This window comes from Micromonospora sp. DT47 (assembly GCF_049844475.1).
GTDB lineage: Bacteria > Actinomycetota > Actinomycetes > Mycobacteriales > Micromonosporaceae > Micromonospora.
Map to the genome: position 1 here is coordinate 43,200 of NZ_JBNCLC010000010.1, position 26,959 is coordinate 70,158.

The following is a 26,959-nucleotide window of genomic DNA, read 5'->3' on the forward strand; positions in this document are numbered from 1 at the left end:
ACGAGGAGCCGGTCGTCGGCGATTCGGATGGCGATGATGTCGGCGGCCTCGTCGGGTCTTCGGGGCGCCGCTCGCCGGGGCGTCCGGACGCGGTCCCACTAGGCTGCCCGGACGCACTGTCATCAGCGTCGATCGGCTCTGCCGGCGGGCGCACCCACGGGGGAGAAGTCCGTGAAGCACCCGAAGCTGGCCACCACCGGCGTGGTCCTCGCCGCCGTCCTCGTCGCCACCGGCGGCTGCACGGCGGCGGACCGCGGCGACGAGCCGAACCCCGGCCGGACCTCGACCGGGGCGGCCGCCGAGGCCGACCCGGCCACCGTCCTCGCCGACGCGGCGGCGAAGGTCGACCAGCAGACCTACCGGCTCACCCTCGGCCCGGGCGCCGGCGCCGGCGGGGACGGCACCACCCTGGTCTGGGACCCGAAGGGCCGCCGGGGGCTGGAGACCACCGCGCTGGCGGTGCCGAACGGGACGGTGACCATCGAGCGACTGACCACCGGCCCGGACGTCTACGTGAAGATCACCGCCCCGGACCGCCGCGTGCCGGCCTGGGACGGGCGCACCTGGTGGCACGTCGGCGCGGCGTCGACCGTCAGGGGCAGCGGCCTGGACACCACCCGGATGGCGAGCACCCTCCGCACCTCCGCCGGGGTCCGCCGCACCGGCGAGCGCGCGTACGCCGGCACCCTTGACCTGCGCGACAGCGCCGCCGTCCTGGGTGAGGGCGTCGGCGGGGTGCTCGGTGACCGGGCGGCCGCCGTGCCGTTCACCGTCCGCGTCGACGAGCAGGGCCGGCTGGTCCACTACCGGATCGAGTTCGCCAGCGACAAGGGCCGGGCCTCGGCGCTCGACCTGGCGTACGCCGACTTCGGGTTGCCGGTGCCGGCGGAGCGGCCGGCGGCGGAGCTGATCGGCGAGGACCCGCCGAGCAACATCCCCGGCGCCTGAGCGCGAGCACCGGTCAGCCGGCGCTCGACACCGGCCAGAAGCGGACCCGGAAGTGCTCGATGTCGTTGAGGCTCTCCGTCATGTCCTGGTAGGCCAGACGCTCGCGCAACTCGGCGCGACCCGCCACCTCGGCGCGCATCGCGTACCTGCCCGGAGGGCCGACGGTCAGCACCGGGCTGACGCGTACCTCGAGCATCGCGCAGACGTACACCCGTCCGGAGGTCAGCTCCAGCTCTGTCGTCTCGGCCGACTCCGCGTCCGGGCCGGTCGGCGGTTCGCCGTCCCACGCCTCCAGGATCACCGTCGCCTCGTGCACCTGGCTGATGCTGGTCAGGTAGATGATGTCCCGGTCGGCGTAGCAGAACCGGTCGGACGTGAACTCGGGCACGAAGTCGCTGGTGTAGTCGGTGCCGAGGATGAAGAGGAGCCGGTGGGCCGCCCTCGCCCGTCCGACAGCCGTCCCCGTCAGTCGCGCCACCGTTCCTCCACCGCTTCGGCGTCCGTCTCCCGACACGCCCGTGCCGGCCACCAGGTGGCCGGCACGGGAACGCGTCGGACTGCAACAGCAGGGTCGTGCACCAGCCTGCTACAGCAGCAGGTCGAGCACCAGCACGCCGAGGAAGCCGACCACCGAGATGACCGTCTCCATCACCGACCAGCTCTTGATGGTCTGCCCGACGGTCAACCCGAAGTACTCCTTGACCAGCCAGAAACCGGCGTCGTTGACGTGCGAGAAGAACAGCGACCCGCAGCCGATGGCCAGCGCCAGCAGCGCCACCTCCGGTCCCTGGAGCGTGGCTGCCAGCGGCGCGACGATGCCCGCCGCGGTGATGGTGGCGACGGTGGCAGAGCCCGTCGCCACCCGGATGCCGACCGCGACCAGCCAACCCAGCAGCAGCGGCGAGAGGTTCGCGCCCTCGGCGGCGTTCGCGACCAGGTTCCCCACGCCGGCGTCGACCAGAACCTGTTTGAAACCGCCGCCGGCCGCGACGATCAGCAGGATGCCGGCGATCGGCGGCAGCGACCCGCCGAGGAAGCCGGAGACCTGGCTGCGGCTGAAACCGGTCCGGTAGCCGAGGAAGATCATCGCGAAGATGACGCCGGCCAGCAGGGCGACGATCGGGGTGCCGATGATGTCCAGCGTCTTGCGACCCCCGGTGCCCTCGTCGAGGGCCAGCTCGCCGATCGCCCGCAGGAGCATCAGCGCCACCGGGAGCAGGACGGTGATGACCGCGGCCCACAGGGCGGGCGCGCGGCGCGCCCGCACCGCCTCGGTGGCGGCCTCGTCGATCGGCTCGCCGGGGCGGCCGGTGCCGGGGTTGACCAGGTCGTCCTGGTCGACCAGGTCCCCGTCGACGTCGATCCGGCCGCGGCCGGTGGCCGCAGGGCCCCGCCCGCCGGCGACGACCAGCGGTCGCCGGGTGGGCAGCAACGCCTCCGGGGCGGTGGCAGGCACGTAGCGGGCGATGAAGTTGCCGAAGATCGGACCGGCGACGATCACCGTGGGGATGGCGACCAGGAGTCCCAGCGCGAGGGTCTGGCCAAGGTTGGCGCCGAGGGCGTCGATCGCGACCAGCGGGCCGGGGTGGGGCGGTACCAGGCCGTGCAGCACCGACAGGCCGGCCAGCGCCGGGATGCCGATCTTCATCAGCGGTACGTCGGTGCGCAACGAGACCAGCAGCACGATCGGCACCAGCAGCACCACGCCGACCTCGAAGAACAGCGGCAGCCCGATCAGGGCGGCCACCCCGGCCATCGCCCAGGGCAGGGCCCTGCCGGACACCCGGCTGACCACCCGTTCGACGATGCTGTCCGCGCCCCCGGACTCGGCGAGCAGGCCGCCGATCATGGCGCCGAGCGCGATCAGCAGGCCGACACCGCCGACGGTGGAGCCGACACCGCCGCTGAACGACTTGACGATGTTGTCGGGGGCCACGCTGGCGACCACGCCGAGCACGGCCGCGCCGAGGATCAGCGACAGGAACGGGTGCACCTTCGCCCAGGCGATGAGGAGCACCACCGCGGCGATGCCCAGCAGGGCGGCCAGGATGAGTTGGGCGTCACCGGCGCTGCTGAGTGGTTCCGCTGGAGCGGCGAGCAGAGTGACCACGGCTATCACGACCTTCGGTAGGCGTCCGTGACTGCGGGACGGGCGATCACATGGGTGGCGCGGTGGGTGCTGGTTCCGGCGGCAGGCTGGGTGCCAGCCGTCTCAGCGAGGCGAACGTGGGGACCAGGGCGTCGTAGAGCTCGGAGAAGAGCGGGAGCAGGGCGGCGTAGGTGGCGGCGGCGGCGGGCTCGGGGCGTACCGTCTCGTCGATCTCCACCAGGTCGGCGGCGACGTCGATGGACGGGATCATGCCGAGCGCCTGCATACCCAGCAGCGCGGCGCCGAAGCTGGAGCCCTCGTGCCCGGCGGGGAACCGCACCGGCATGCCGAGCGCGTCGGCGAGCATCTGCCGCCACAGCGGGCTGCGGGCGAAGCCGCCGCTGGCCCGGATCTCGCGGACCTCGTTGCCGGCCGCGCGGACGGAGGCCAGCACCAGGGCGAGCTGCTGGCACACCCCCTCCAGCGCGGCCCGCACCAGGTGCTCGCGGCGGTGGCCGTGGGTCAACCCGACGTACGCGCCGCGGGGCAGCGCGCTCCAGTGCGGCGCCCGCTCGCTGAGCAGGTACGGCAGCATGATCAGCCCGCCGGAGCCGACCGGCGCGCGCTCGGCCAGCGCCAGCAGCTGCTCCTCGGGGTGCTCGCCCAGTTCCGGGGCGAGCGCGTCCCCGGCCCACTGGAGCACGATGCCGCCGTTGTTGATCGCGCCGCCGACCACCCAGCGGTCCTCGGTGAGCGCGTAGCAGAACACCCCGCCGAGCGGGTCGACGGCGGGGCGTTCGACGGCCACCCGCATCGCCCCGGAGGTGCCGATCGAGCAGGCCACCACGCCGGGCTTGACCGCGCCGAGGCCGAGGTTGGCCAGCGGGCCGTCGCCGGCGCCCACCACGACCCGGGTGTCGGCGGGCAGCCCGGTCGCCGCGGCCGCCTCGGCGGTGAGGCCGGGCAGCACGGTGGTGGTGGGGACCAGCTGCGGCAGCTGCTCCTCGGTGATGCCGGCGATGCCGAGCGCCCGGGCGTCCCAGACCAGCTGGTGGATGTCCATCAACCCGGTGGCGGAGGCCACCGAGTGGTCGGTGACGAGCGCGTCGGCCAGCCGCAGCAGCACGAAGTCCTTGATGCCGACCCAGTGCGCGACCCGCTCGAAGAGCTTCGGCTCCTGCTCGGCGAACCAGACCAGCTTCGGCAGCGGCGCCATCGGGTGCACCGGGGTGCCGGTACGCCGGTGCAGGGCCAGCCCCCACGGCGCGGCCCGCAGCCGCTCGGCCTGCGCGCTGGACCGGGAGTCGGCCCAGGTCACCGACGGGGTGAGCGGGTTGCCGTCGGGGTCCAGCCCGATCAGGCTGTGCATCGCGGTGCTGAACGACAGGCCGGCGACCCGGCCCGGCAGCTCGCCCGCCACGGTGCGGAGGCACTCGACGACCGCGTCGAAGATCAGTTGCGGATCCTGCTCCGCGTAGCCCGGGTGCGGCTCGTCCAACGGATAGCCGACGGAGTGGCTGGCGAGCTGGTCGCCGTCGGTGTCGTACGCGACCACCTTGGTGCTGGTGGTGCCGATGTCGACGCCGAGCACCACGGAGTCGCCCACGGTCCACCTCCCGCGACGCGCCGCGCGGCCCGTCGCCACCCGGCTGCGCCTGACGTTACCCACGGTCACCGCCTCCTGCAGGTGGATGAAACCGAGCACGGCCAGGTCTGTACGCGAGGGTCTTTCCGGGGCGAGAATGCCGATCAACGTGAATGTCGGCCGGCAGGTGACGTTCGTGCCTCAACGGGGAGGATGCGATGACGGGGAGACCGACTCGGCTGGGCGCGGCGCTGACCGCCCTCACCACGATCGCGGCGGGGCTGGCCGTCGGGCCGGCGCCCGCGTACGCCGCCGGTGACCACGGGTACGCCGCGCAGATCCGGCGGGCCTCGTACGGGGTCCCGCACATCACCGCCCGCGACTTCGGCGGCCTCGGCTTCGGCGTCGGCTGGGCGCAGGCCGAGGACAACATCTGCGTCATCGCCGAGAAGGTGGTGACCGTCAGCGCCGAACGCTCCCGCTGGTTCGGCGCGACCGGCCCCACCGACCCGAACGTGCGCAGCGACCTGTTCTTCCGCAAGGCGATCGACGACCGGACCGCCGAGCGGCTGCTGGAGGGCCGCCGCGACGGCGTCCACTCCCCGTCCGACGACGTGCGGGAGCAGATCCGCGGCTTCGTCGCCGGCTACAACGCCCAACTGCGGCGCGCCCCGGTCACCGACCCGAAGTGCGCGGGCAAGCCGTGGCTGCGCCCGCTCACCGAGCTGGACATCTGGCGTACCGCCTGGGCCAGCATGGTCCGGGCCAGCTCGCGCGCGCTGCTCGACGGCATCGTCGCCGCCACCCCACCCACCGCCGCCGGCCCGGCGGCCGCGCAGGACGCGCCGGGCGCGGCGGCCGTGGTGGCCGCCCGCGATGGTGCCCCGGCCGGCGTCGGCAGCAACGCCTACGGCCTGGGCGGGCAGGCCACCGTGCACGGTGGCGGCATGGTGCTGGCCAACCCGCACTTCCCGTGGGAGGGCGCGGAGCGCTTCTACCGGATGCACCTGAAGGTCCCCGGCCGCTACGACGTGGAGGGCGCCGCCCTGATCGGCGACCCGATCGTGGAGATCGGGCACAACCGCACGCTGGCCTGGAGCCACACCGTCTCCACCGCGCGCCGCTTCGCCTGGCACCGGCTGACGCTGGTCCCCGGCGACCCCACCTCCTACCTGTACGACGGCCGGCCGGAGAAGATGACCAGCCGCACGGTCACCGTCCAGGTCCCCGGGCCGGGCGGCGTCCCGGTGCCGGTCAGCCGTACCTTCCACGACACCCGGTTCGGGCCGGTGGTCGTGGTGCCCGGCACCTTCGACTGGACCACCACCAGCGCGTACGCGATCACCGACGTTAACGCCGGCAACAATCGCGCCTTCGACGGCTGGCTGCGAATGGGGCAGGCCCGCACCGTGCGCGAGCTGACCGAGGTGCTGGACCGGCACCAGTTCCTGCCCTGGGTGAACGTGATCGCCGCCGACGCCAAGGGTGAGGCGCTCTACGCCGATCACTCGGTGGTGCCCCGGGTGACCGACGAGCTCGCCGCCGCCTGCATCCCCGCCCCGTTCAAGCCCCTCTACGCCACCAGCGGCCAGGCGGTCCTGGACGGCTCCCGGTCGGCGTGCGCGCTCGGCGCCGACCCGGACGCCGCGGTGCCCGGCATCCTCGGCCCCGCGCACCTGCCGGTGCGCTACCGGCACGACTACGTCACCAACTCCAACGACAGCTACTGGCTGGCCAACCCGGCCGCGCCGCTGGAGGGCTACCCGCGGATCGTCGGCGACGAGGGCACCCCGCGCAGCCTGCGTACCCGGCTCGGGCTGGACCAGGTGCAGCAGCGGCTCGCCGGCACCGACGACCTGCCCGGGCGGGGGTTCACCACGAAGCGGCTCTGGCAGACCGTCTTCGGCAACCGCGTGTACGCCGGGGAGCTGGTCCGCGACGACCTGGTCGCCGCCTGCACCGCGCACCCGACCGCCACCTCGTCGGCCGGCGTGAGCATCGACCTGACCGCGGCCTGCGCGGTGTTGAAGGGCTGGGACCTGCACGTCGACCTGGACAGCCGGGGCGCGCACCTGTTCACCGAATTCGTCATGGCCGGCGGCGTCCGCTTCGCCGACGGCTTGGATGTCACCAACCCGGTGCACACCCCGCGCCGGCTCGCCGTCGGCGACCCGAGGGTGCTCACCGCGCTGGCTGACGCGGTGCGCAGGCTCGACGGCGTGCCGCTGGACGCCCGGCTCGGCGACGTGCAGACCGAGCCGCGCGGTGAGCGGCGCATCCCGATCCACGGTGGACGTTCCGAGGCCGGCGTCTTCAACATGATCATCAACCCGTTGACGCCCGGTGACGGCTACCGCAGGACGGTGCACGGCTCGTCCTTCGTGATGGCCGTGGCGCTCGGCCCCGGCGGCCCGTCCGGACGGCAGATCCTCACCTACAGCCAGTCGTCCAACCCGAACTCGCCCTGGTACGCCGACCAGACCCTGCTCTACTCCGGCAAGGGCTGGGACAGCATCAAGTACACCGAGGCGCAGATCCAGGCCGACCCGAACCTGCGCACCCACCGGGTGTGGTGGTGAGCGTCGAGGTCTCCCCGCTGCTGCGCGGCAGCCCCCGGGGCTGAACGACCGCCGCAGCACACCGGCCTCCCGTGCGGAGCGCCGGTGTGCCGCGGCCGAACGTCGACGCAGCCGCTTCCTCCAATCGTGCTGGTTGATCCACCGATCGGATGAAACTTTCGCAATGCCGGTTCCGCCGGGCCGATTCGCCTGTTGACCCGAACGACACCCCGGTTGGTGGCTCGCGCGGCGGAGGAGTCGGCGTGGCAGAAACTGATTCGACGGGTTCCACCTGGCGTTACAAATGGGCCCAGCGGCAGAACGAGCAGCGGCAGCGGACGTACCGCGGCGCCGAGCAGGCCTGGCAGCGGCGCGACGAGGAGCTGCGGCGGCTGCGTACCCTCGCCGTCGACCTTGAGGGAACGGTGGCGGCGGGCGCCGGCCTGCCCCTGGAGCTGGCCCCCGGCGAGACGGTCCTCTGGACGATGCCCGCCGCGCAGCTGGTCGAGGTCCGGCACACCGCGGTGCTCCCCGCGCCCGACCTCACCGTCGAGGTGGACGCGGTGCCGCTGCGCCACCGCCTTCCCGACGGGGTCCGGGCCACCGACGCCGGCATCGCGGTGGTCACCAACCGCCGGCTGTTGCTGCTCGGCGGGCGCGGCCGGCGCGACTGGGCCTACGGGAAGATGACCGGCCTGTCCCACGACCCGGCGGCCCCGGTGACCCTGATCCAGGCGATCGACCGACGGCGCACCTCCGGCCTGCTGCTGCCCACGGACGCGGCCGCCGAGTTCCGGTTCGTCCTCACCCTGGCCTTCGCCGACGCCATCGAACAGCGCGCCACGGTGGTCGCGCAGCTCGACGAGCTGATCGCCGAGCACGCCCAGACCCAGCCGTTCCGGCCGCCGGTCATCACCCCCGGGCAGGCCCGGATCATCGCCCGGATCCCCGGCGGTCCGCGCGCCGTCGCCGTCGCCGCCGCGCTCGCCCTGATCGTGCCGGCGGTGCTCTTCGAATCCGACCCGCCGGTCAGTCCCGGCTCGGAGGTCGCGGTCGCCGCCACCCCCGCCGCGACGCCGGTGCCGGCGAAGCTCGCCGCCCCCCGCGCGAAGCCCGCGCCGTCCGCGTCGCCGACGTCCCGGCGCCCGACGCCCACGCCCGCCGCGACGCGCGAGCGGCTCTGCGGCGCGCCGGCCAACCCGCTCGGGTACAACTTCTGCGGCGACGGCTGGCGGGTCCGCGAACCCGACCACCGGATCTGCGACTGGTTTGACTGCGCGCAGGACTTCTGGGCCGGTCGTGGCTACCTGGTGCAGTGCCGGGACGGGTCGGTCAGCCTGACCGGCGGACGGCGCAACGCCTGCGCCGGGCACGAGGGCGTGCGCCGCACCGTCCACACCTGAGCGCCGGGCCGGGGTGTCCTGCGGTCAGGAACCGGCGCCGAAGTCGGGGACGGTGAGGGTGCCGTCAGCGGCCAGCGGGAAGCCGGGGTTGTGTGCGATCTCCCAGACGTGGCCGTCCGGGTCGGTGAAGCAGCCCGCGTAGCCGCCGTAGAAGGTCTCCGCCGCCGGCCGGGTGATCCGCGCGCCCGCCTCGGCCGCCAGGGCCAGGGTCTGGTCGACCTCCGTCCGGGAGCGGACGTTCTGCGCCAGGGTCATCGCACCCGGTCCGGTGTCCGGCACGCCCGCGTCGGCGGCCAGCTTGTCCCGGCCCCAGAGCACCAGGGCCAGGCCGCCGGCCTGGAAGAAGACGGTCTCCTCGACCTCCTGGCCGCGCCAGCCGAGCCGCTCGTAGAACCGGCGGGCGCGGGGCAGGTCGGTGACGCCGAGGGTGACCAGGCTGATCCGCTGCTCCATGCTCGGACCGTACCGCCGCCGGGTGTGACGTCCGCGCCCGACGGCCCGTCAGGTCGGTATGAAAAGCATCGTCCGCCCCGCCTCCACCCTGCTCGGCCTGGCCGCCGTGCTGGTCGGGGGCTGGGCGCTGTTGCGGCCGGACTCCTTCAGCGCGGCGGTCGGCTTTCCCGACAGCCACCACTTCGTCCACGATGTGGGCGCATTCCAGTTGGGCATCGGCCTGACCCTGCTGCTGGCCACGATCTGGGCCGACGCGCTCGCGGTCGCCCTCGCCGGATACCTGGTCGGCGCGGTCGCCCACACCGCCACCCACGCCGTCGACCGGCACCTGGGCGGTAGTGACGCGCAGACCTGGCTGGTCGGACTCTCCGCGTTGGTGGCGGCGGTGGCGCTGGTGGTGAGGTGGCGGGAACTGGGCGGGGTGCTCGGCTCGGTCGAGCGTGCCGCAACGCCACCGTGGACGCGGTTCACCCGGCAGAAGACCGTGCTGCTGACCACCTTCCGCCGCGACGGCACCCCGGTCGGCACGGCGGTGAGCATCGCCGTGGACGGCGACCACGCGTACGTGCGCACCTTCGAGCGGGCCGGCAAGACCCGGCGGCTGCGGAACGATCCCGCCGTCACCGTCGCTCCGTCCACCGGCCGTGGCCGACCGACCGGCCCGGCCGTCGAGGCCACCGCGCGCCGGCTCACCGGCGTCGAGTACGACCGCGCTGCCCGGCTGCTGGTCCGCAAGCACCCGATGCTGCACGGCGTACTCGTCCCGCTCGCCCACCGCCTCGGCCGCCGCCGGACCGGCCGTACCGTCCACTTCGTCCTCGTCGCGGGGCCGGCCCCCGCGACGAGGGGTAGCCCCGGTCAGCGGCCGGCCCCCGCCACGACGGGTAGCGCAACTCAGCGGCCGGCGCGGGCGAGCGGGAGGAGGCCGGCGAAGACCAGCGCCGCGCCGACCGGCAGCAGGTCCAGGTCGACGGCGAGGGCGACGAACCCGACGAACACCAGCACCGGTCCCCAGACCGGCAGCAGGCGTGGCCGGATGGTGGCGGCCCGCACCAGCAGGGTGAGCAGGCCGAGCTGGAACAGCGCCGGACCGACGGTGAGCACCGGGTCCGGCGCGGTGTCGGCCAGGCGAGTGAACAGGTCGCCGAGGATCACCCAGCCGAACGCGGCCGCGCCCAGCAGGGCGGCGGCCGTCGCCACGTCGACGGCGACCCGCCACCCGGCCGGTCGCAGCACCCGGCGCAGGCCGACCGCCAGCGCGGCGAAGCCGACGATGCCGAGCAGGAACAGGACGTGCCCCACGTCCCAGGCGAGGCCGTTGTGGCGGTCGCCGTCGAGGCCGTCGACCAGCCGGCAGAGGCCGTAGAGCAGCAGGAGCAGCGGGGCGGCGACGGCGGTCAGCCGGATCGACGCGGAGAGCGGTGCGGGCGCACGGGTATCGGTGGCGGTCATTCCCCGAGGCTGGCAGGGTGACCGTTCCCGGTCATCCGGGTCTTCCCGTACCCGGTCCCGGACGCCGCCCCGAGGTCGACCCGGGTCGCCGCCGGCCTCCGTCTCCGGGTCCCGCTGTCGTCTTACGCCTCGGGGTCCGGCTGCCGTTCGGCGGCGGGCGCGCCGTGCCAGCGCCACCGGTCCCGCCGCTCCCGCCCCGGCAGCTCACCCCGGCCGGTGGCCCAGAGCAGCGTCGGCCACGGCTCGGTGTCGGTGGGCGCGTCGGGGAACAACCGGTGCCGCACCCGCGCGCACAGGTCCGCGTCGGGTCGCCAGTCCAGGCCGAGACCGGCGGCCACGTCCCGCAGGTGCACCAGCGTCTCCACCACGCCCATCGCGGCGAACCCCTCCGGGTCGGCGGCGCCGAAGATGTGGTGCGCGCGGACGTGCGCCGGCGTGGCGCGGACCATCGCGGCCAGGAACGCCCCGCTCGCCTCCAGCACCTGCACCAGACCCGCGTTGCCGTACTTCGGGTCGCCGTAGATCGTCAGGGCCGGCCCGTCCGGCCGTCGCCGCTCGAAACCGAACGGCACGTGCCCGTCCAGGGGTGGCCGACGCGGGCCGAGCTGTCCCGCGTACGCGAAGAGGTCGTCGGCGACGTGCTCGATCGTTTCCCAGCAGTCCCAGTCCAGGGTGCCGGCGGGCACCCGCCAGTCCAGGTCGAGGGCGGTGGTGAGCAGGTCGGCCGCCGCGTGGGTCACGTGCAGGACGTCGTCCGCGGTGACCGGGCCGGGCGGTGGAGTGTGCGCTGACATCGGCCGACCCTAACCGGCATTCGGCCGGTGCGGCTGCCTGCCCCGACGCGCGGTGGGGATGGACGTGGGGTCGATGGTGGGAGGGGTGCCTGAAGGTGGATCCCTCCCACCACTGCGCCCAGACGCGAACCGGGGCGTCACCGGCACCCGGACCGCCAACTCCCGGCAGTCGCCGGGCCGGTCCGGGCCCCTGACCGGAAGTGCCCGCCGCGGTCCGGAATGATCAACAGCGTTCGTCCTACACCAGGACGTCCTTATACCAGACGCTGGTCACCCGTGCACCGGCCACGCCCGAGGCGAAGGAGAAGGCCAGGCGCGGCAGGTCCGGCCGCCGGATGTCGGGCAGTTGAATGGCCAACCCCTCCGGCTCCCGGAACGGCAGGGACTGCGCGTCGGTGACCAACTGGCGGTCGAGCACGGCGCCGGTGACCCAGTCCACACAGGTGAGGTAGGTGTTGCCGATGCCCGGCGTGGAGCCGCCGCTGCCGTAGGAGGATCCTTCCAGCAGGTAGAGGCGGTCACCGTAGGAGGTGTAGCCCTGGAAGGAGTAGGAGAGCGCGGGCTGGGCGACATCCGCCAGCGGCACGAATCGGTTGCGCCGTACGTCGGCCAGGTCATACAGGCCGTAGCGGAACGCGCCGGCGATCCGGTAGCGCATGACGAGCCGGTGGAAGGCGGGGTCGATGCCGCAGGTGGTCCGGTCCGAGCCGGGTACCAGCTGCATCCGTCGCACCTCGGGGGAGTCTGGAGTGAGGACGGCGCCGTCGGCGAAGCGGAAGCGGGCGATCCGGGTGCCCCAGCCGTTCGTTCCGTCGTCGGCGACCGAGTCCACCTCGGTCCAGAGGAATGCCGAATCGCCGACCGGCTCGGCGCCGATCTGCACGCCGTGGCCGAAGCCCTTGAGGTACATGTGGCCGAGCTCGGTGCCGGCCAGATCGAGTCTGGTCAGGCAGAGGTCACCCTGGTACGACCGGACGGCGCCGCTGACTGGGGCGGATTCACCCGGCAGCTGCCGGCCGCCGGCCATCAACTGGACGACGTAGACGTGCCCGTTCTCATTGTCGAAGGCCAGCGACTGGGGGACGGTCACGTTGTGCAGTGGCCGGTTGCCGAAGAGCTCTCGCCCCGGCGCCGTCAGGTCGAACCGGACCGAGGGGTCGAGTGGAGTCGCCGGGTCCACAGGCTGCGCGCCCGGCGGAGCGGCCGGAGACTGCCCGGCCAGTGCGGGGTCCGCGGCGCGGAGGGCACCCGTACCGACGACGGCGGTGAAGGCGGCGGCGCGGAGAAGTCTCCGCCGGCTGATGTTCCCCTGTCCTGCCATACCTGCTCCTCGCAGAGTCGAACGACACCGGCCCGCGTCCCGGGCCGGACGATCACTGGAACCGTTTGACCACCCCGTCCGCCAGCGCGTCCGCGGCGGTGGCCAGGTGCACTCCCGCGGTGTCCAGCCGGCACAGCAGCAGGGTCGCTTTCACCGTGTCGGCGGTCAGCGGAAGGTCGAGCAGCGCCGAAACGGCGTACTGGTATTGCGTCCGCAGGCCCTGCTTCTTGGCGCGTAGGGCGTGTTCGGCGGCCTCGCGGGGGGCGCGGGGCAGCAGCCGGACCGCCTCGCCGAGCTCGCCGACGCCCCGGGCGAGCGCGTCGAGAACGGGTTGGTACGCGCCCTGACCGCGGGGTGCGAAGAGGTCCGCCTCACGGATGAAGTCGCGTACCGCGTCGAGCACGTCGTCGACGGACCGGGACAGTCGGAACAGGTCCTCCCGGTCGATGGGTGAGCTGACGCTGCGGCGCAACTGGGCGACGAGCAGCCCTCGCCGGGTGTCGCCCTCATGTTCGATCTCGCCGATCCGGCTCCGGGCGACGCCCGGGGGCAGCTCACCGCGGGCGAGCGCGGTCGCCAGCCCGACCCCGTCCGCGGCGGCGGAGAGTTGGTCGAGGATCAGGGCGGCGAGCACCTGGTCGTTGCGTCCGGAGAGATCTCGGAACAGGTGGCTGAGACGAGCTGGCATCATCGGACCGCGGCCAGGGTCAGGCAACCCACGGCGCCGGCCGCGAACGCCGTCGGCAGGGTCAACAGCCAGGCCCGGCCGAGCCGCAACACTCCTCGCCAGCGCACCCGCCTCGCTCCTCGGGACAGTCCGGTGCCCACCATGGCGCCGGAGAGGGACTGGGTCATGCTGACCGGCGCGCCCAGCGCGGCGGTGCCGAGGACGACGCCCGCGCCGGAGAGTTCGGTGACCACCACCGCGTCCGGACGGCCGCTGGTCAGCTGACCGGCGAGCGCGGCGGCGAGTCGGGGCAGGCCGATCATGCCGCCCACCAGGAAGCAGCCGGTGACGGTGGCCAGCGCCAGCGGCGAGGCGGCGAACGCGCTCGGGCTGCCACTCTGCATGGCGGCGTAGACGGCCAGCATCTTCTGGCCGTCGTTGGCGCCGTACGCCAGGCAGGTCCCGGCGAGTGCCCCGACGTGCAGCCAGCGCAGCCGGGTGGCGGCACCCTCCGGGGCGGGCAGCGCTCCGACCACCCGGCTCAAGCCGAGCGCGGCAAGCGCCCCGACCAGCGGCGACACGGCGGCGACCGACAGGACCAACCCGATGACCTGCCAGTTCACCGGTGTCTGCGCGCCAACGCCCGCACCGGCGATTCCGCCGATCAGGGCCAGCGTCAGGCTGGTCGGCAGCCCGCGCGTGGACAGCACGGCGGTCACCACGATCGCGCCGCCCACCCCCGCGACGACAGCGGTGCCCGCATCGGCGCCGTGGAAGGCGACCAGGCGCTGTCCGAGCGTCGCGGCGACGGCCGTGCCGAGCACCACCGGAGCGGCGGCGACCGCGGCGGCGAGCAAGACAAGGCCGGTGACCGGTCGGAACCCGCGGATCCGCAGGCCGATGCCGACCAGTGCGCCAGCGTCGTTGAAGCCGGTGAAGGTGGCGAAGAGAGCGGCCAGCGCAAGGCTCGCCCAGCTGATGTCTGCCACCGGCACCTCCGCAGGACGTCGAGCGGGAACTCCGCGCACACGGCCGGACCGCCCGACGTGCCACCCGCCGGATCGGACCGGCTTCGTTGATTTCGATGTTAGTTAACATGTTTGGGTTGTAGTTATCAACAGTGGAGGTCGGGTCAGTCTGGCGATCACCGCCATCGGTCGCGTATGGATCGCCGCTGGCGGAGTTCCGTCAGGTGCTCGTTTGACGTGCTCACCCATTGGGTTTCCAGCCGCTTGGAGGCTTGTCGCCGATGTGCGGCAGGTGGGTGCTCTTCACGATCGGCGGCTGTTAAGTTAACATCGAACCCGCTCAGATCAACTCATTCTGGAGGCCTGGCCGCCGATGCTGACTCACCCACCAGCCACACCCGAACTCTGGGCGGGGGTGGATGTCGGTACCCAGAGCCTGCGCGTGCAGGTCGTCGACGCCGCCGGGACCCTGATCGGCCGGGGCGCCGGACCGCTGACCAGCCGGCGGGGCGGCGGTCGGCACGAGCAGGACCCGGAACAGTGGTGGCGGGTCCTGGGCGAGGCGTTCCGGCAGGCGCTGGCCGGACGCCCGGCTCCTCGCGTCGCAGGGCTGGCGATCTGCAGCACCTCAGGCACCTTTCTGATCGCCGACGTCGACGGGCGGCCCCGCACTCCGGCCCTGATGTACGACGACGCCCGCGCGGGCGACGAGGCGGCGGAGGTCGCCGAGGTCGGCGCGGCTCGATGGAGTGCCCTGGGTTATCCGATGCAGCGTTCCTGGGCGCTGCCCAAGCTGGTGTGGCTGCTCCGCAACGGCTCCGCCGACCTGCGCGCGGACGCCGAGGGTGGGCGGCTCAGACTGGTCCACTGCGCGGACTATCTGGCGTACCGGCTCACCGGCCGGCCGGTCGCCACCGACTGGAGCCATGCCCTGAAGACCGGCTACGACCTCGACCAGCGGGCCTGGCCCGAGGAAGTCCTCGACAAGCTCGGCGTGCCCGGCGAGCTGCTGCCGCCGGTGGTCCGGCCCGGCACCCGGCTCGGTCGGGTCGGCGCGGCCGGCTCCGCGCACACCGGGCTGCCGGTCGGCACCCCGGTACGGGCCGGCGCCACCGACGGCTGTGCCGCCCAGATCGCCGCCAACGCGCTCGTGCCGGGCGCGTGGAACGTGGTGCTCGGCACCACCCTCGTGCTCAAGGGCGTGACCGAACACCGGCTCGTCGACCCCGGGGGAGCCGTCTACTCGCACCGTCACCCGGACGGCGGATGGCTGCCCGGAGGAGCGTCCAACGTCGGCGCCGGCGTGCTGGAGGCACGCTTCCCCGCCGCGGACCGGGCCGCGCTGGAGGCCGACGCCGCCCGGCACGAACCGGCCACGGGCGTGAGCTATCCGCTGCTCTCCCGGGGCGAACGGTTCCCGTTCGTCCGTCCCGACGCCGAGGCCTTCGAACTCGGTGATCTCGTCGACGACGGTGACCGGTACGCCGCGACGCTCCAGGGCGTCGCCTTCGTCGAACGGCTCTGCTTCGCCATGCTGCGCCGGCTCGGCGCCGACGTCTCGGGCCCGCTCTCGATGACCGGCGGGGCGACCCGCAGCAGGTACTGGACCCAGCTGCGCGCAGACATCCTCGGTCGGGACGTTGTCGTGCCCCACAGTCCCGAACCGGCGGTGGGCGCCGCCATCACCGCCGCCGCCGGCGACGGGTCGATCGCCGCCGCCGCGGCCCGGATGACCGGGTCCGGAACGGTGGTGCGGGCCCGGCCCGACCGTACGGCGCGTTTCGCCCGGTCGTACGTCCGGTTCCTGGACGCGTTGACCGAGCGCGGCTGGCTCGACGACGAACTCGCCCGCTACGCCAAGGAGGCCCGGTGAAGGGGACGACGGTGGTGCTGTCCCGGCACGGCCGCACCGCGTGGCACTCGCCGAACCGCTATGCCGGCAGCAGCGACATTCCGCTCGACCGGTACGGCGAGGGGCAGGCCACCGCGCTGGGCCGGTGGGCTGCCGGGCAGAGATTCACCAGTCTCGTCTGCTCGTCGATGCGTCGGGCCCGGGATACCGTCGCGCCGGCCGAGGCGTCGACCGGGCTCGTCCCCAGGGTGGACGAGCGGCTGCGGGAACTGGATTTCGGCATCGCCGAGGGCCGCACGCTCGACGAGCTGCGGGCGACCGACCCGACGATGGTGGAGCGTTTCGTGGCCGATCCGGCCACGCACCACTTCCCCGGTGGCGAACGGCCCGTCGACGCGGTGCGCCGGGCGCGGGCCGGACTCGCCGAGGCGGTGGCCGCGGACCCGGAGGGCCGGCTGCTCGTGGTCGCGCACAACACCCTCATCCGGCTGGTGACGTGCGCGGTGCTCGGGCTGCCGCTCGGCGAGTACCGCCGCAGGTTGCCGAAGCTCGACCCGGCGGGGACGGTGACGCTGCTGTTCCCCGGCGGCGACGAGCCGGCGGCGCTGCTGGCGTTCAACGTACCGGTGTCCGCAGGATGGGAGCGCCAGTCCGCCACCCCAGATGAGCCGGAGCTTCGATGAGCGCTTCCGACACCACCACCGACCGCGGTCGCCCCGCCCAGCGTCAGGCCGAGATCGCCGAGTACGTGCTCCAGCACGGCTCGGTCTCCGCCACCGAGCTCGCCGAGTTGTTCAAGGTGAGCCTGATGACGATCCACCGCGACCTGGACGAGCTGGAGCGCCAGGGCGTGGTCCGCAAGTTCCGCGGTGGGGTCAGCGCCCAACCGTCAAGCGTCTTCGAGAGCAACGTCTCCTACCGGCTGCGCGCGTCACGGCAGGAGAAGCTGGCCCTCGCCCGGCGGGCGCGCGAGCTGATCGAGCCCGGCATGGCGGTGATGCTGGACGACTCGACCAGCACCCTGGAGCTGGCCCGGCTGCTGCACGACGCCGCGCCGCTGACCGTGATCACCAACTTCCTGGAGACGATCAAACTCCTCTCCGGGGTGCGCGGGATCCGGCTGCTCTCGCTCGGCGGGGAATACTTCGCCACCCATGACTCCTTCCTCGGGGTTCCCTGCATCGAGGCGATCGAGGCGCTCCGGGTCGACCTGCTCTTCGCCTCCACCTCGGCGGTCTCCGGCAGCTACGCCTACCACCAGGAGCAGGAGATCGTGCTGGTCAAGCGGGCGATGATCCGGGCGGCGCAGCGCGCCGTGTTGATGGTCGACCACACCAAGCTGGGCCGGGTGGCGCTACACCGCGTGGCGCCCCTGCGGGACTTCGACCTGGTGATCACCGACGGCAACGCCGGGGAGGACAAGCTCCGGGAGATGCGGGAGAACGGTGTCAACTATGAGGTCGCCTGAGCCGGTCGTCATCGGTCTGGACGTCGGGACCACCCTCACCAAGGCGGTCGCCTTCGGGCCGGACGGCACGCAGTTGGCCCGGGCCGCGCGGGCCACGGTGCTGAACCGGGTCCGCGACGGCTGGTACGAGCAGGATGCCGAGCAGGTCGTCGACTCGGTGCACGGGGTCCTGGCCGAACTGCGGACGACGCTGAACCGACCGGTGGCCGCCGTCGGCCTGACCGCCCAGGGGGACGGGCTCTGGCTGGTCGACGCCGACGGGCGGTCCGTCCGGCCGGCCATCTCCTGGATGGACGGGCGGGCCGGGCCGATCGTCGAGGAGTGGTCCGACAAGGGGCTGCTGGAGTACGCCTACCGGCGAAGCGGAAGCCTGATGTTCCCCGGCGCCTCCGGTCCCCTCCTGGCCTGCCTGGACCGGCATGACCCGGACGCCCTGGACCGTGCCACCACGGCCGCGTACTGCAAGGACATGGTGCTGCAACGGCTCACCGGGGTACGCGCCACCGATCCCAGTGACGCCTCGATGCCGTTTCTCGACCCGCGGACCCGCCGGTACGACGCCGAACTGCTGGCCGCCTGCGGGCTCGCGCATCGGCGGCGGCTGCTGGCCCCCGTGCTGGCAGCGCCGACCGGGACGCTGCTGCCCGCCTCGGCGGCGGTGACTGGACTGCCCGCAGGCATCCCGGTCGTCGCCGGCCCCTACGACCTGCCGGCGAGCGCTTGGGGCGCGGGAGTGACGACCCCCGGCGACGGGCTGCTCATCCTCGGCACCACGCTCGCCTGTCAGGTGCTGACCGATCGGCTGGTTCACGACGGCGAGCCGTGCGGTTTCGTGCTGAACACCTGGCAGCCGGACCGGTGGCTGCGCGCCCTGCCGGCGATGGTCGGCACGGCCGCCCTGGACTGGGTGCTGCGACTGGTCGGTGCCGGGCTGGACGACCTGCCCGACCTGCTCGCCGAGGGGCGCTCCGACGGGCTCACCGTGCTGCCGTACCTGGCCGAGTCGGGCGAGCGCGCGCCCTTCGTGGCGCCCCGGGCTCGGGGTCGCATCGACGGACTGCACCTGGGCACCCGTCCGGCCGACCTCGTCCGCGCGGTCTGTGAGGCGGTCGCCTACAGCGCCCGGCACTGCCTGGCGGCCGCCGGGTTGAGCGGCGCGCTGACTGCCTGCGGTGGTGGGCTCGCCTCCCCGACCTGGGCGCAGATCCTCGCCGATGTGCTGGACCGACCGGTACGGGTGCTCGCCGGGCACGAGATCGGGGCGCGCGGCGCGGCACTCGCCGCCGCCGGCGCCGTCGGCGCACCGCTCGCGAGCGAGCCGCTGCCGGGGCGGATCTACCGACCCCGACCGGAGGCGGCCCACCGGTACGCCGAGGGCTACGAGCGCTATCTCGACCACGTCGCGCAGGCGCGCGCCGGTTGGCGTCGCGACTGACGCGGCGTCCCATCCCACCCGCGGTCGGTCGCATCGCCGGCCGGACGGGTGGCCGTTGTGAAAGGACGAACCCCACCGTGCACACCATCAGAGTCCTGGTCGTCGGCGACCACTTCGTCACCCCGCAGCTGATGGCCGACGCGCTGCGGAACCGCCTGGGTGACCGGGTCGAGATCAGCTCGCTGACCCTGCCCTGGCCGCACACCCCGTTCGGGCCGGTCGGGGAGGTGGACGAGGCGTCCGGTGACGAGGACGAGCTGATCGCCGCAGTGGCGGGCGTCGAGGTGGTGGTCACCCAGATGGCCCCCTTCACCGCGCGGGTGCTCGCGGCCACGGACGCGCTGCGGCTGCTGGTGGTCTGCCGCGGTGGGCCGGTGAACGTCAACCTCGCCGCCGCCGCCGAGCGGGGCGTGCTGGTCCGCAGCACCCCCGGCCGCAACGCGGTCGCCGCCGCCGAACACACGGTGGCGTTGCTGCTCGCGGCGCTGCGGCGCATTCCGCAGACACACACCGGAGTACGGGCCGGTGAGTGGCGCAGTGACCTGTACGCCCTGGACGCGGTGGGCAGCGAGCTCGCCGGTACCACCGTCGGACTCGTCGGGTACGGGGCGATCGGCCGACGGGTGGGACGCATCCTGCGGGCGTTCGACGCCGAGGTGCTGGTGCACGATCCCTACGCGGACCTGGACAGCCTGGACGGCGTACGCGCGGTGGGGCTCGACGAGCTGCTGGACCGCGCGTCCGTGGTGAGCCTGCACGCCAGGTTGACCCCGGACACCCGGGCGATGATCGGTGCGAAGGAACTCGCCCGGCTCCCGCAGGGCGCGGTGCTGGTGAACACGGCGCGGGGTGGCCTGCTCGACTACGACGCGGTGGTGGAGGCGCTGGAGTCGGGCCGGCTCGGCGCCGCCGCCTTCGACGTCTTCGACGCCGAACCGCTGCCCGCGGGGTCCCGGCTGCGGACCGCGCCCAACGTGGTGCTCACCCCGCACCTGGCCGGCGCGACCCGGCAGACAGCCGAGCGGGCGGCCACGCTCGCCGCCGACGAGGTCGTCGCGTATCTGGAGCAGCGGTGAACCCGGTGGAGCTGCTGCCGGTCGCGGTGGAGGCGACCGCGGTGGCGGCGGAGCTCATCCGCACCCGCTTCCCGGGGACACTCACCGCGAAGGGTGACCGGGACATGGCATCGGAGGTCGACTTCGCCGTCGAGCGTGCGGTACGCGCGCTGCTGCGGGAGCGAACGCCGGGAATCGGCCTGCTCGGCGAGGAGGAGGGTGGCCCGGCGCTGGACGGTGAGCTGACCTGGGTGCTCGACCCGGTGGACGGGACGGTGAACTTCGTGCACGGGCTGCCGCTCTGCGCGGTCTCGCTGGGGCTGGTGCGCCGTCGCCGCCCGGTCCTCGGGGTGGTCGAGATGCCGTTCCTCGGCAGCCGTTACCAGGCCGCCGAGGGAGAGGGCGCGTACGCGGACGGCCAGCGGTTGCGGGCCAGTGGCGCGACGACGCTCGCCGAGGCGGTGGTCGCGGTGGGGGACTACGCGGTGGGCGCGGACGCCGACCTGCTCAACCGGGAGCGGCTGGCGGTCACGGCCGCGCTGGTGCCCCGGGTGCAGCGGATCCGGATGCTGGGCACCGCGGCGACCGACCTGGCGTGGGTGGCCGCCGGACGGCTGGACGCCCTCGTGATGCTGGCCAACAATCCGTGGGACACCGCGGCGGGGGTGGTGCTGGCCCGGGAGGCCGGTGCCGCGGTGGTGGACCGGTACGGTGCGGAGCACGACACGGGGGCCGTCGAGACGATCGCCGGGCCGCGGCCACTGCTGGACGAGATCCGCGCCCTGATCCGAGCCGTCGGCGAGGACCTCGCGCAGCACCGGCTACCGGTCGGCGGGTCCGAAGCGTGTCCCGCAACCCGGCCGTCGGCAACCGGTGGCGGTCGCGCGCCCGGGCGCCAGCCGGGGACGCATTGAGCCGTTAACGCGCCTTCCTTGCGCTCTTAACATCGATAATAACAGTATGAATCGGGCATGCGTGGCCCCGGCGGGGAGGGGCGCGGCCCTCGAGTCGGGCGGCCTGAGCAGCTATGACTCCATGTTGGCTGTTCGTGCCCGGGTCCTCACGTTTCCGGCTCTTGCCCCCTCTGCTGCGATCGTGTTAACTACCGTCGTGATGGCAACGCTGAATAGCGTTAAAAGGTGTTGCTCCCTCGCCGCTAGGAGATCCACGTGTTTATGACCATCGCGCACCGAGGCGATCCGCTGGTGCATCGCGAGAACACCCTGCCGTCGCTGCGATCGGCTGTGGACAAGGGCGCAAACACCCTGGAGTTCGACCTGCGCCTCACCCGGGACGGGCACATCGTGCTGCTCCACGACGCCACCCTGGACCGGCTCTGGGGCATTCCGCACCAGGTGAGCGACCTGAACCTGGCCGAGCTGCGCCAGCAGGACGCGGACGGCTACCAGGTGCCACTCTTCGAGGAGCTGCTGACGGAGTTCCCGGAGACCGTGTTCCTGGTCGACCTGAAGACCGACGATGTGGTGGCGCCGGCCGTGGCCGCGCTTCGCCGTCACCGCGACGCCTTCGAACGGTCGATCTTCGTGGCGGCCCGCCGTGGCGGCCGCGAGGCGCTGCTTGGACTGCGCGCCCACGAGCCGGACGCGGTCATCGGTCTGGACTGGACCGCCGCCGAGCCCCCGGCACAGGACCTGCTCGACGCCCTCCGTCCGCAGTACTTCGGGCCGCGCTGGGCCGTGGCCGACGCGGCCGGGGTGCCGTCGATGCGGGAGCGCGGATACCGAGTCTGGGTGGGTCCGCTCGCCGACGCCGGCCAGGTGGCCGACGCGTTGGCCTACGGCGTCGACGGCATCGTCGCCGACGACATCTCGGAACTGCTCGGCCTCTGCGCCTCGGCCGAGAGCGGCCCGGTCGGTGCGGGCGCTGGTCGGGCCACCGCCGGCTGATCCGCGAAGGACCATTGTGACGGCCAACGACTTTCCGACGCAGGTGCGGGCCGAGCGTGCGGTTGCCCCCCGTACGGCCGGTGCCGTCCAGACCGACGCGGCGGCCGATCCCCGCCCCGCCCGGCGGCGCCCTCGGCTCCGCCCGGGTCGCCTGCGGGAATACCTGATCTTCCTGGCTTTCATCGCGCCGAACTTCATCCTGCTCTCGGTCTTCTCCTTCTGGCCGGTCATCTACAACGCCTACCTGAGCCTGACCGACTGGAACATGATCTCGCCGGGCAAGCGGTTCGTCGGGCTGGACAACTACGTCGATCTGTTCGCCGGCGGCGAGTTCCGGGACGTGCTGCTCAACACCGTGTACTTCATGGTCGTGGTGGTGCTGGGCAGCCTGGCCCTCGGGCTGGCCGTGGCGCTCCTGCTCAACCAACGCCTGAAGGGCCGGGCCGTGGTCCGGACCATGGTCTTCGCGCCGCACGTCCTCTCTGGTGCGGCGATCGGCGTGGCCTGGATCTTCATCTTCGACCCCAACTACGGGCTGTCCCGGGTGTTCTTCGAGGCGATCGGGAAGTCGTCGCCGGCCTGGCTCACCGACTCCGACTGGGCGCTGCCGGCCGTGATCATCGTCTACCTCTGGAAGAGCATCGGCTTCGCGGCGATCGTCTACCTGGCCGGTCTGCAGGGGATGCCGAAGGACCTCTACGAGTCGGCGGCGCTCGACGGCGCCCGCGGGTGGACGTTGTTCCGCCGGGTCACGCTGCCGCTGCTGTCCCCGGTCACCTACTTCCTGATGATCACCACCATCATCTCGTCGTTCCAGGCGTTCGACGTCATCGCGGCGATGACCGGCGGTGGACCGGGAGAGGCCACCACGATTCTCTCCTGGTACGTCTACGACAAGGGTTTCCAGGACTTCCAGGCCGGCCCGGCAGGCGCCGGCGCAGTCGTGATGTTCCTGGTCCTGCTGGCGGTGACCCTCTTCCAGACCCGTTACGTCGAGCGGAAGGTGCACTACCGGTGACCGTCACGACCGAGCAGACCGCCCGCGCCACGGCACCTCGTCCGCCCCAGACCCGGGACGACCGTCGGCGCCGTCTCGCCGACCTGGGCCGCCGCTTCCTGCTGTACCTCGCGCTGGTCCTGATCGGCGTGCTGATAGTCGGACCGCTCTACTGGCTGTTCAGTTCGTCGCTGAAGACCTCCGGGGACATCCGCTCGTTCCCGCCCGTCTGGTGGCCACACGAACTGGAGTGGGGGAACTACCGGGAGGCATGGCGGTCCGCACCGTTCGGCGACTTCTTCGTCAACTCGCTGATCACCACGTTCATCGGGACGACGCTCGAGGTGCTCAACGCCATCCTCACCGCGTACGCGTTCGTCTTCATCCGGTTCCCGGCCAAGCGCTTCCTCTTCGCGCTGCTGCTCGCCGCGCTGATGGTGCCCGGCCACGTGACCCTGCTGCCCAGCTACCTGATCGTCGCCGAGCTCGGGTGGGTCAACACGTACCAGGGGCTCATCGTCCCGGGCGCGGCCTCCGCCTTCGGCGCGTTCCTGCTCCGCCAGCACCTGCTCACGTTGCCCGACGAACTGATCGACGCGGCAAAGGTCGACGGCGCCGGCCATCTGCGCCGACTGTTCAAGGTCGTCCTGCCGGTCTCGCGACCGATGGTCATCACCGTGACGATCGTGTCCCTGGTCAGCAAATGGAACGACTTCATCTGGCCGCTCGTGGTCACCAACACCGACAACATGCGCACCCTCCCGATCGGCCTCGTGATGATCAAAGACTCCGAGAGTTACGTGAACTGGGGCGCGGTCATGGGCGCCACGGTGTTCGTCGTGCTTCCCGTGCTCGTCGTGTTCCTCATCGCTCAGCGTTACATCGTCGCCGGCCTCACCCAGGGCGCGGTGAAGGGCTGAACCACCCCCCCACCATCCTCGAAAGGACCCCCGAACATGAACAGCATGATGAGCCGGCGTCGTCTGCTCGGACTCGCCGGTGGCGCGGCGCTCGCCCTCAGCCCGCTCGGTTGCGGCGGTGCCGGAGGCTCCGGTCTCGCCCAGCCGGAGGGAAAGGTCCCTGAGCAGTACGGCAAGCGTCGGCGGGTGGTCATCTGGATGCCGTACAGCGCCGCGACCGGCGACGCCTTCACCCGACTGGTGGCCAAGTTCAACGACTCACAGCAGGACATCTACCTCGAGTCGCAGTTCCAGGGGTCGTACGACGAACTGTCCCAGAAGCTGGCCGCCGGCCTTCAGGCCCGCAAGGTGCCGGACATCGCCATCTTCTCGGAGGTGACCTGGCGCCGGTTCTTCCTCAACGACACCCTCGCCCCGTTGACGTCGTTCTTCGGGAACGGGCTGGCGACCGCTGACTACGTCGACGCCCTGATCGCCGAGGGCACCGTGAAGAAGGACGTGTGGTGGGTGCCCTTCGGGCGCAGCACCCCGCTCTTCTACTACAACAAGACGATGTTCGCGCAGGCCGGGCTGCCGGACCGAGGGCCGAAGACCTGGGACGAGCTGCGCTCGTGGGCGCCGGCCCTGCAACGGGTCAAGGTCAACGGAGCGGCGCCGAAGCTGCACGCGTACCCCGAGGTCGACGGCGACTGGATGTTCCAGGGCGCGGTCTGGCAGTTCGGCGGCAACTACTCCAAGGGCTTGGACGTCACCATCGACACCGGCGGCGCGGTGGCGGCCGGCGAGTGGCAGCGTCGCCTCATCCACGAGGACAAGCAGGCGTACATGGCGAAAAGCCCGAAGGTCGACTTCGCCAACGGCTTGATCGCGACGCTGCAGGAGTCGACCGGTACGCTCGGCGGGCTGCTCAAGGACGCCAAGTTCGACATCGGCGCGGCCTTCCTGCCGCAGCAGGTGCAGTTCGGCTGCCCGACCGGCGGCGGTGGCCTCTCCATCCTGGCCGGCATCCCCGAGGACCGGCAGAAGGCGGCGTTCGAGTTCGTCAAGTTCGCCGCAAAGCCCGAGAATGCCGCGCAGTGGTCCATCGACACGGGTTACCTGCCGGCGACCAAGGCGGCCCAGGCCACCCCGCAGATGCAGCAGCGATTCGCCGAGCGCCCGGCCTTCAAGGTCGCCGTTGAGCAGCTGCCCAAGACCCAGGCCCAGGACGTCGTGCGGCTGATGGTGCCGAACGCCAACAAGGCCATCTACGGTGGCCTGCAGAAGATCTACGCGGACAACCAGTCCGCGCAGCAGGTGTTCGCCGCCGTGGCGGCCGAGCTGCGCAAGAGCACCGACAGCGTCCGGGAAGCGGTGGAGAAGCACATCTGATCGGGGGATGGGCGGTGGATGGGCGGGCGCGCCCATTCACCGCCCGTGGGGCTGCGGTCATGACGGTCCAGCTGGGCCGCGATCGAGCATTGGAGGATTGGTGTTCGTGGGCTCTCGTCCATCCGGTGCCGGCCGGGGAACCGGTTGGGTGGGTACCTGGGCCACCGCCGTGGCGGTGCCGTCCTCCGGAACCGCCCTGGCCGGGCTCACCGACGTTACGCTGCGGCAGCGCGTGCACGTCTCGGTCGGTGGCGAAACGGTGCGACTGCGGCTGACCAACGTGTACGGCACGGCCCCGCTGGTGGTCCGCTCCACCACGCTCGCCCGGCCTGGCGCCCAGCCCGGGGACGTTGATCCGGCGACGCTGACCCCGGTCACCTTTTCCGGTTTCCCCGTCGTCCGGGTGCCAGCCGGCGCCGAGATCCTCTCCGACCCGGTCCGGTTCTCCGTGCCCGCAGGCGGCGACCTGATCGTCAGCAGCCACCTGCCAGGTCCGACCGGTCCGCTGACGTACCACGAGAGTGCGCACGCGACGGGGTGGATGGCGGACGGTGCTCGCACCGAGGTCGCGACCGGCGATGTCTTTTCGCGTCGTACGACGTCCTTCTGGCTGCTGGCCGGCCTGGACGTCTGGACCGAGGCGGACGCGGCGGTTGTCTGCTTCGGCGACTCGATCACCGACGGCACCGGCTCCGCCGACGACGCCGACCACCGCTGGCCCGACTACCTGGCCGCACGGATGCTGGCCGGTCCGCCGGAGGAGCGGTTCGGGGTGCTCAATGCCGGCATCGGCGGAAACCGGATGCTGCTCGACGCGTCCAACCCGGGACAGGGCGTCAACGCGCTGGCCCGGCTGGACCGCGATGTGCTGTCCCGCACCGGGGTGCGCACGGTCGTTCTGCTCGAGGGAGTCAACGACCTCCAGCAGGACCCCTCGGAGTACGATCCGGGCCAGCTGATCGCCGCGTACCGGCAGGTTGCGCTGCGCGCCCACGACCGCGGGCTGCGGGTGGTCGGCGGCACCATCACTCCGTTCAAGGGCTGGCCGAAATGGACGCCCGAGCGGGAGGCGGTCCGGGCCGCGGTAGACGAGTGGATCCGCGGCACGGATGAGTTCGACGGCGTCGTCGACTTCGACGCCGCGATCCGGGACCCGGGGCAACCGCTGCGGCTCTTGCCGGTATACGACTCCGGCGACCACCTGCACCCGAGCGACGCGGGCTACCAGGCGATGGCCGACGCGGTGGACCTGAAGCTGATCCGTCCCGCTCTGTCCTTCGTCGCGTAGTGTGGTTTGGCGGATCCCTTGCGCGGAAGTCACACGATGTACGGCGTGATCAACCTCAAGCGTAAGCGGCGCAAGTCGAAGAAGAAGCGCGACTGGTGCGACCCCAGCTGCAGCTGCGACGGCCCGGCCTGCTGCGACTTCGGCCTCTTCTCCTTCCTGCTCACCCTCGGCGCGACCACTGCCCAGGTCAGCCGCGCACCCGTCGTCGACCGGGCCGGCCGGGCGGCGATCCTCGGCTACCGGCGCTGGCTGTCGCACCGCTGGCCCGGCCAGTGCCGGTTCACCCCGACGTGCAGCGCGTACGGCCTGACCGCCGTCGAGCGGTACGGCCTCGCGGTCGGTGGGCGGATGGCGGCCGACCGGCTTCGCCGCTGCAAGCCCAGCGCGCCGCGCGGTACCCACGACCCGGTGCGCGGATAACCGCTCGC

Annotated in this window: 24 protein-coding genes and 1 pseudogene; 16 read left to right on the forward strand and 9 right to left on the reverse strand. The window is 72.6% G+C overall.

The features are described 5' to 3' along the window. Positions 1-171: 171 nt before the first annotated feature. Positions 172-948 (forward strand): hypothetical protein, encoded by a 777-nt coding sequence (locus ACLQ2U_RS17365; protein WP_425751708.1) that lies wholly within the window; start codon positions 172-174, stop codon positions 946-948. Positions 949-961: 13 nt separating this feature from the next. Here ACLQ2U_RS17365 and ACLQ2U_RS17370 read toward each other — a convergent pair whose 3' ends face one another. From ACLQ2U_RS17370 to ACLQ2U_RS17380, 3 genes are all read right to left on the reverse strand, one after another. Continuing rightward, positions 962-1,426: a hypothetical protein gene (locus ACLQ2U_RS17370; protein WP_425751709.1), complete on the reverse strand. Its 465-nt coding sequence runs from the start codon at positions 1,424-1,426 to the stop codon at positions 962-964. A gap of 108 nt (positions 1,427-1,534) precedes the next feature. Beyond that, complete coding sequence (locus ACLQ2U_RS17375; protein WP_425751710.1) at positions 1,535-3,058, reverse strand: GntP family permease; 1,524 nt, start codon at positions 3,056-3,058, stop codon at positions 1,535-1,537. A gap of 46 nt (positions 3,059-3,104) precedes the next feature. Continuing rightward, on the reverse strand, positions 3,105-4,643 hold the full coding sequence (locus ACLQ2U_RS17380; protein ID WP_425751711.1) for a gluconokinase: 1,539 nt from the start codon (positions 4,641-4,643) through the stop codon (positions 3,105-3,107). Positions 4,644-4,840: 197 nt separating this feature from the next. Here ACLQ2U_RS17380 and ACLQ2U_RS17385 point away from each other — a divergent pair, with 197 nt between their 5' ends. Together ACLQ2U_RS17385 and ACLQ2U_RS17390 are read left to right on the forward strand one after the other, a co-directional pair. Continuing rightward, a complete protein-coding gene (locus ACLQ2U_RS17385; protein WP_425751712.1) occupies positions 4,841-7,201 on the forward strand; it encodes an acylase in 2,361 nt (786 codons plus the stop codon). A 242-nt stretch (positions 7,202-7,443) separates the two neighbouring features. After that, on the forward strand, positions 7,444-8,583 hold the full coding sequence (locus ACLQ2U_RS17390; protein WP_425751713.1) for a hypothetical protein: 1,140 nt from the start codon (positions 7,444-7,446) through the stop codon (positions 8,581-8,583). 24 nt (positions 8,584-8,607) lie between these two features. On the opposite strand, the gene ACLQ2U_RS17395 is transcribed toward ACLQ2U_RS17390, so the two are convergent. Further along, positions 8,608-9,036, reverse strand: a complete 429-nt coding sequence (locus ACLQ2U_RS17395; protein ID WP_425751714.1) for a VOC family protein — start codon at positions 9,034-9,036, stop codon at positions 8,608-8,610. A 58-nt stretch (positions 9,037-9,094) separates the two neighbouring features. Here ACLQ2U_RS17395 and ACLQ2U_RS17400 point away from each other — a divergent pair. Then, positions 9,095-9,790: pseudogene (locus ACLQ2U_RS17400) on the forward strand (PPOX class F420-dependent oxidoreductase); the annotation flags it as partial. A 140-nt stretch (positions 9,791-9,930) separates the two neighbouring features. Here the strand turns inward: ACLQ2U_RS17400 and ACLQ2U_RS17405 are convergent. From ACLQ2U_RS17405 to ACLQ2U_RS17425, 5 genes are all read right to left on the reverse strand, one after another. Further along, positions 9,931-10,488 carry a hypothetical protein gene (locus ACLQ2U_RS17405; RefSeq protein ID WP_425751715.1) on the reverse strand — a complete coding sequence of 186 codons (558 nt, stop codon included), beginning with the start codon at positions 10,486-10,488 and terminating at the stop codon, positions 9,931-9,933. Between the two features lie 122 nt (positions 10,489-10,610). Continuing rightward, the gene (locus ACLQ2U_RS17410; RefSeq protein WP_425751716.1) at positions 10,611-11,282 is read right to left on the reverse strand and encodes a hypothetical protein; all 672 of its coding nucleotides are present in this window, start codon (positions 11,280-11,282) and stop codon (positions 10,611-10,613) included. Between the two features lie 238 nt (positions 11,283-11,520). Continuing rightward, a complete protein-coding gene (locus ACLQ2U_RS17415) occupies positions 11,521-12,603 on the reverse strand; it encodes a hypothetical protein (protein ID WP_425751717.1) in 1,083 nt (360 codons plus the stop codon). Between the two features lie 52 nt (positions 12,604-12,655). Beyond that, positions 12,656-13,291, reverse strand: coding sequence for a DUF47 domain-containing protein (locus ACLQ2U_RS17420; RefSeq protein WP_425751718.1), 636 nt, complete (start codon positions 13,289-13,291; stop codon positions 12,656-12,658). Then, the gene (locus tag ACLQ2U_RS17425; RefSeq protein WP_425751719.1) at positions 13,291-14,259 is read right to left on the reverse strand and encodes an anion permease; all 969 of its coding nucleotides are present in this window, start codon (positions 14,257-14,259) and stop codon (positions 13,291-13,293) included. The genes ACLQ2U_RS17420 and ACLQ2U_RS17425 overlap by 1 nt, the downstream gene beginning before the upstream one ends. Before the next feature lie 394 nt (positions 14,260-14,653). Between ACLQ2U_RS17425 and ACLQ2U_RS17430 the strand changes: the two genes are divergently transcribed. The 12 genes from ACLQ2U_RS17430 (at position 14,654) to yidD (ending at position 26,951) form a co-directional block, all read left to right on the forward strand. Beyond that, entirely contained in the window at positions 14,654-16,111 is a 1,458-nt protein-coding gene (locus ACLQ2U_RS17430) for an FGGY-family carbohydrate kinase (RefSeq protein ID WP_425751720.1), read from the forward strand. Beyond that, positions 16,108-16,773, forward strand: coding sequence for a histidine phosphatase family protein (locus ACLQ2U_RS17435; protein ID WP_425751721.1), 666 nt, complete (start codon positions 16,108-16,110; stop codon positions 16,771-16,773). The genes ACLQ2U_RS17430 and ACLQ2U_RS17435 overlap by 4 nt, the downstream gene beginning before the upstream one ends. Beyond that, entirely contained in the window at positions 16,770-17,558 is a 789-nt protein-coding gene (locus tag ACLQ2U_RS17440) for a DeoR/GlpR family DNA-binding transcription regulator (protein ID WP_425751722.1), read from the forward strand. Before ACLQ2U_RS17435 ends, ACLQ2U_RS17440 begins: the two co-directional genes overlap by 4 nt. Next, positions 17,545-18,993: an FGGY family carbohydrate kinase gene (locus ACLQ2U_RS17445; protein ID WP_425751723.1), complete on the forward strand. Its 1,449-nt coding sequence runs from the start codon at positions 17,545-17,547 to the stop codon at positions 18,991-18,993. Before ACLQ2U_RS17440 ends, ACLQ2U_RS17445 begins: the two co-directional genes overlap by 14 nt. A gap of 77 nt (positions 18,994-19,070) precedes the next feature. Further along, entirely contained in the window at positions 19,071-20,069 is a 999-nt protein-coding gene (locus ACLQ2U_RS17450) for a 2-hydroxyacid dehydrogenase (protein ID WP_425751724.1), read from the forward strand. Then, complete coding sequence (locus ACLQ2U_RS17455) at positions 20,066-20,962, forward strand: inositol monophosphatase family protein (protein ID WP_425751725.1); 897 nt, start codon at positions 20,066-20,068, stop codon at positions 20,960-20,962. The genes ACLQ2U_RS17450 and ACLQ2U_RS17455 overlap by 4 nt, the downstream gene beginning before the upstream one ends. A 261-nt stretch (positions 20,963-21,223) precedes the next feature. Further along, a complete protein-coding gene (locus ACLQ2U_RS17460; protein WP_425751866.1) occupies positions 21,224-21,955 on the forward strand; it encodes a glycerophosphodiester phosphodiesterase in 732 nt (243 codons plus the stop codon). A gap of 16 nt (positions 21,956-21,971) precedes the next feature. After that, a complete protein-coding gene (locus ACLQ2U_RS17465; RefSeq protein WP_425751726.1) occupies positions 21,972-22,973 on the forward strand; it encodes a carbohydrate ABC transporter permease in 1,002 nt (333 codons plus the stop codon). Next, positions 22,970-23,872, forward strand: coding sequence for a carbohydrate ABC transporter permease (locus ACLQ2U_RS17470; RefSeq protein WP_425751727.1), 903 nt, complete (start codon positions 22,970-22,972; stop codon positions 23,870-23,872). Before ACLQ2U_RS17465 ends, ACLQ2U_RS17470 begins: the two co-directional genes overlap by 4 nt. Positions 23,873-23,908: 36 nt before the next feature. Beyond that, positions 23,909-25,243, forward strand: a complete 1,335-nt coding sequence (locus ACLQ2U_RS17475) for an ABC transporter substrate-binding protein (RefSeq protein ID WP_425751728.1) — start codon at positions 23,909-23,911, stop codon at positions 25,241-25,243. Positions 25,244-25,391: 148 nt separating this feature from the next. Next, positions 25,392-26,531, forward strand: coding sequence for an SGNH/GDSL hydrolase family protein (locus ACLQ2U_RS17480; protein ID WP_425751729.1), 1,140 nt, complete (start codon positions 25,392-25,394; stop codon positions 26,529-26,531). Positions 26,532-26,567: 36 nt separating this feature from the next. Then, positions 26,568-26,951 (forward strand): membrane protein insertion efficiency factor YidD, encoded by a 384-nt coding sequence (yidD, locus tag ACLQ2U_RS17485; protein WP_425751730.1) that lies wholly within the window; start codon positions 26,568-26,570, stop codon positions 26,949-26,951. The last annotated feature ends 8 nt before the right edge of the window (positions 26,952-26,959 follow it).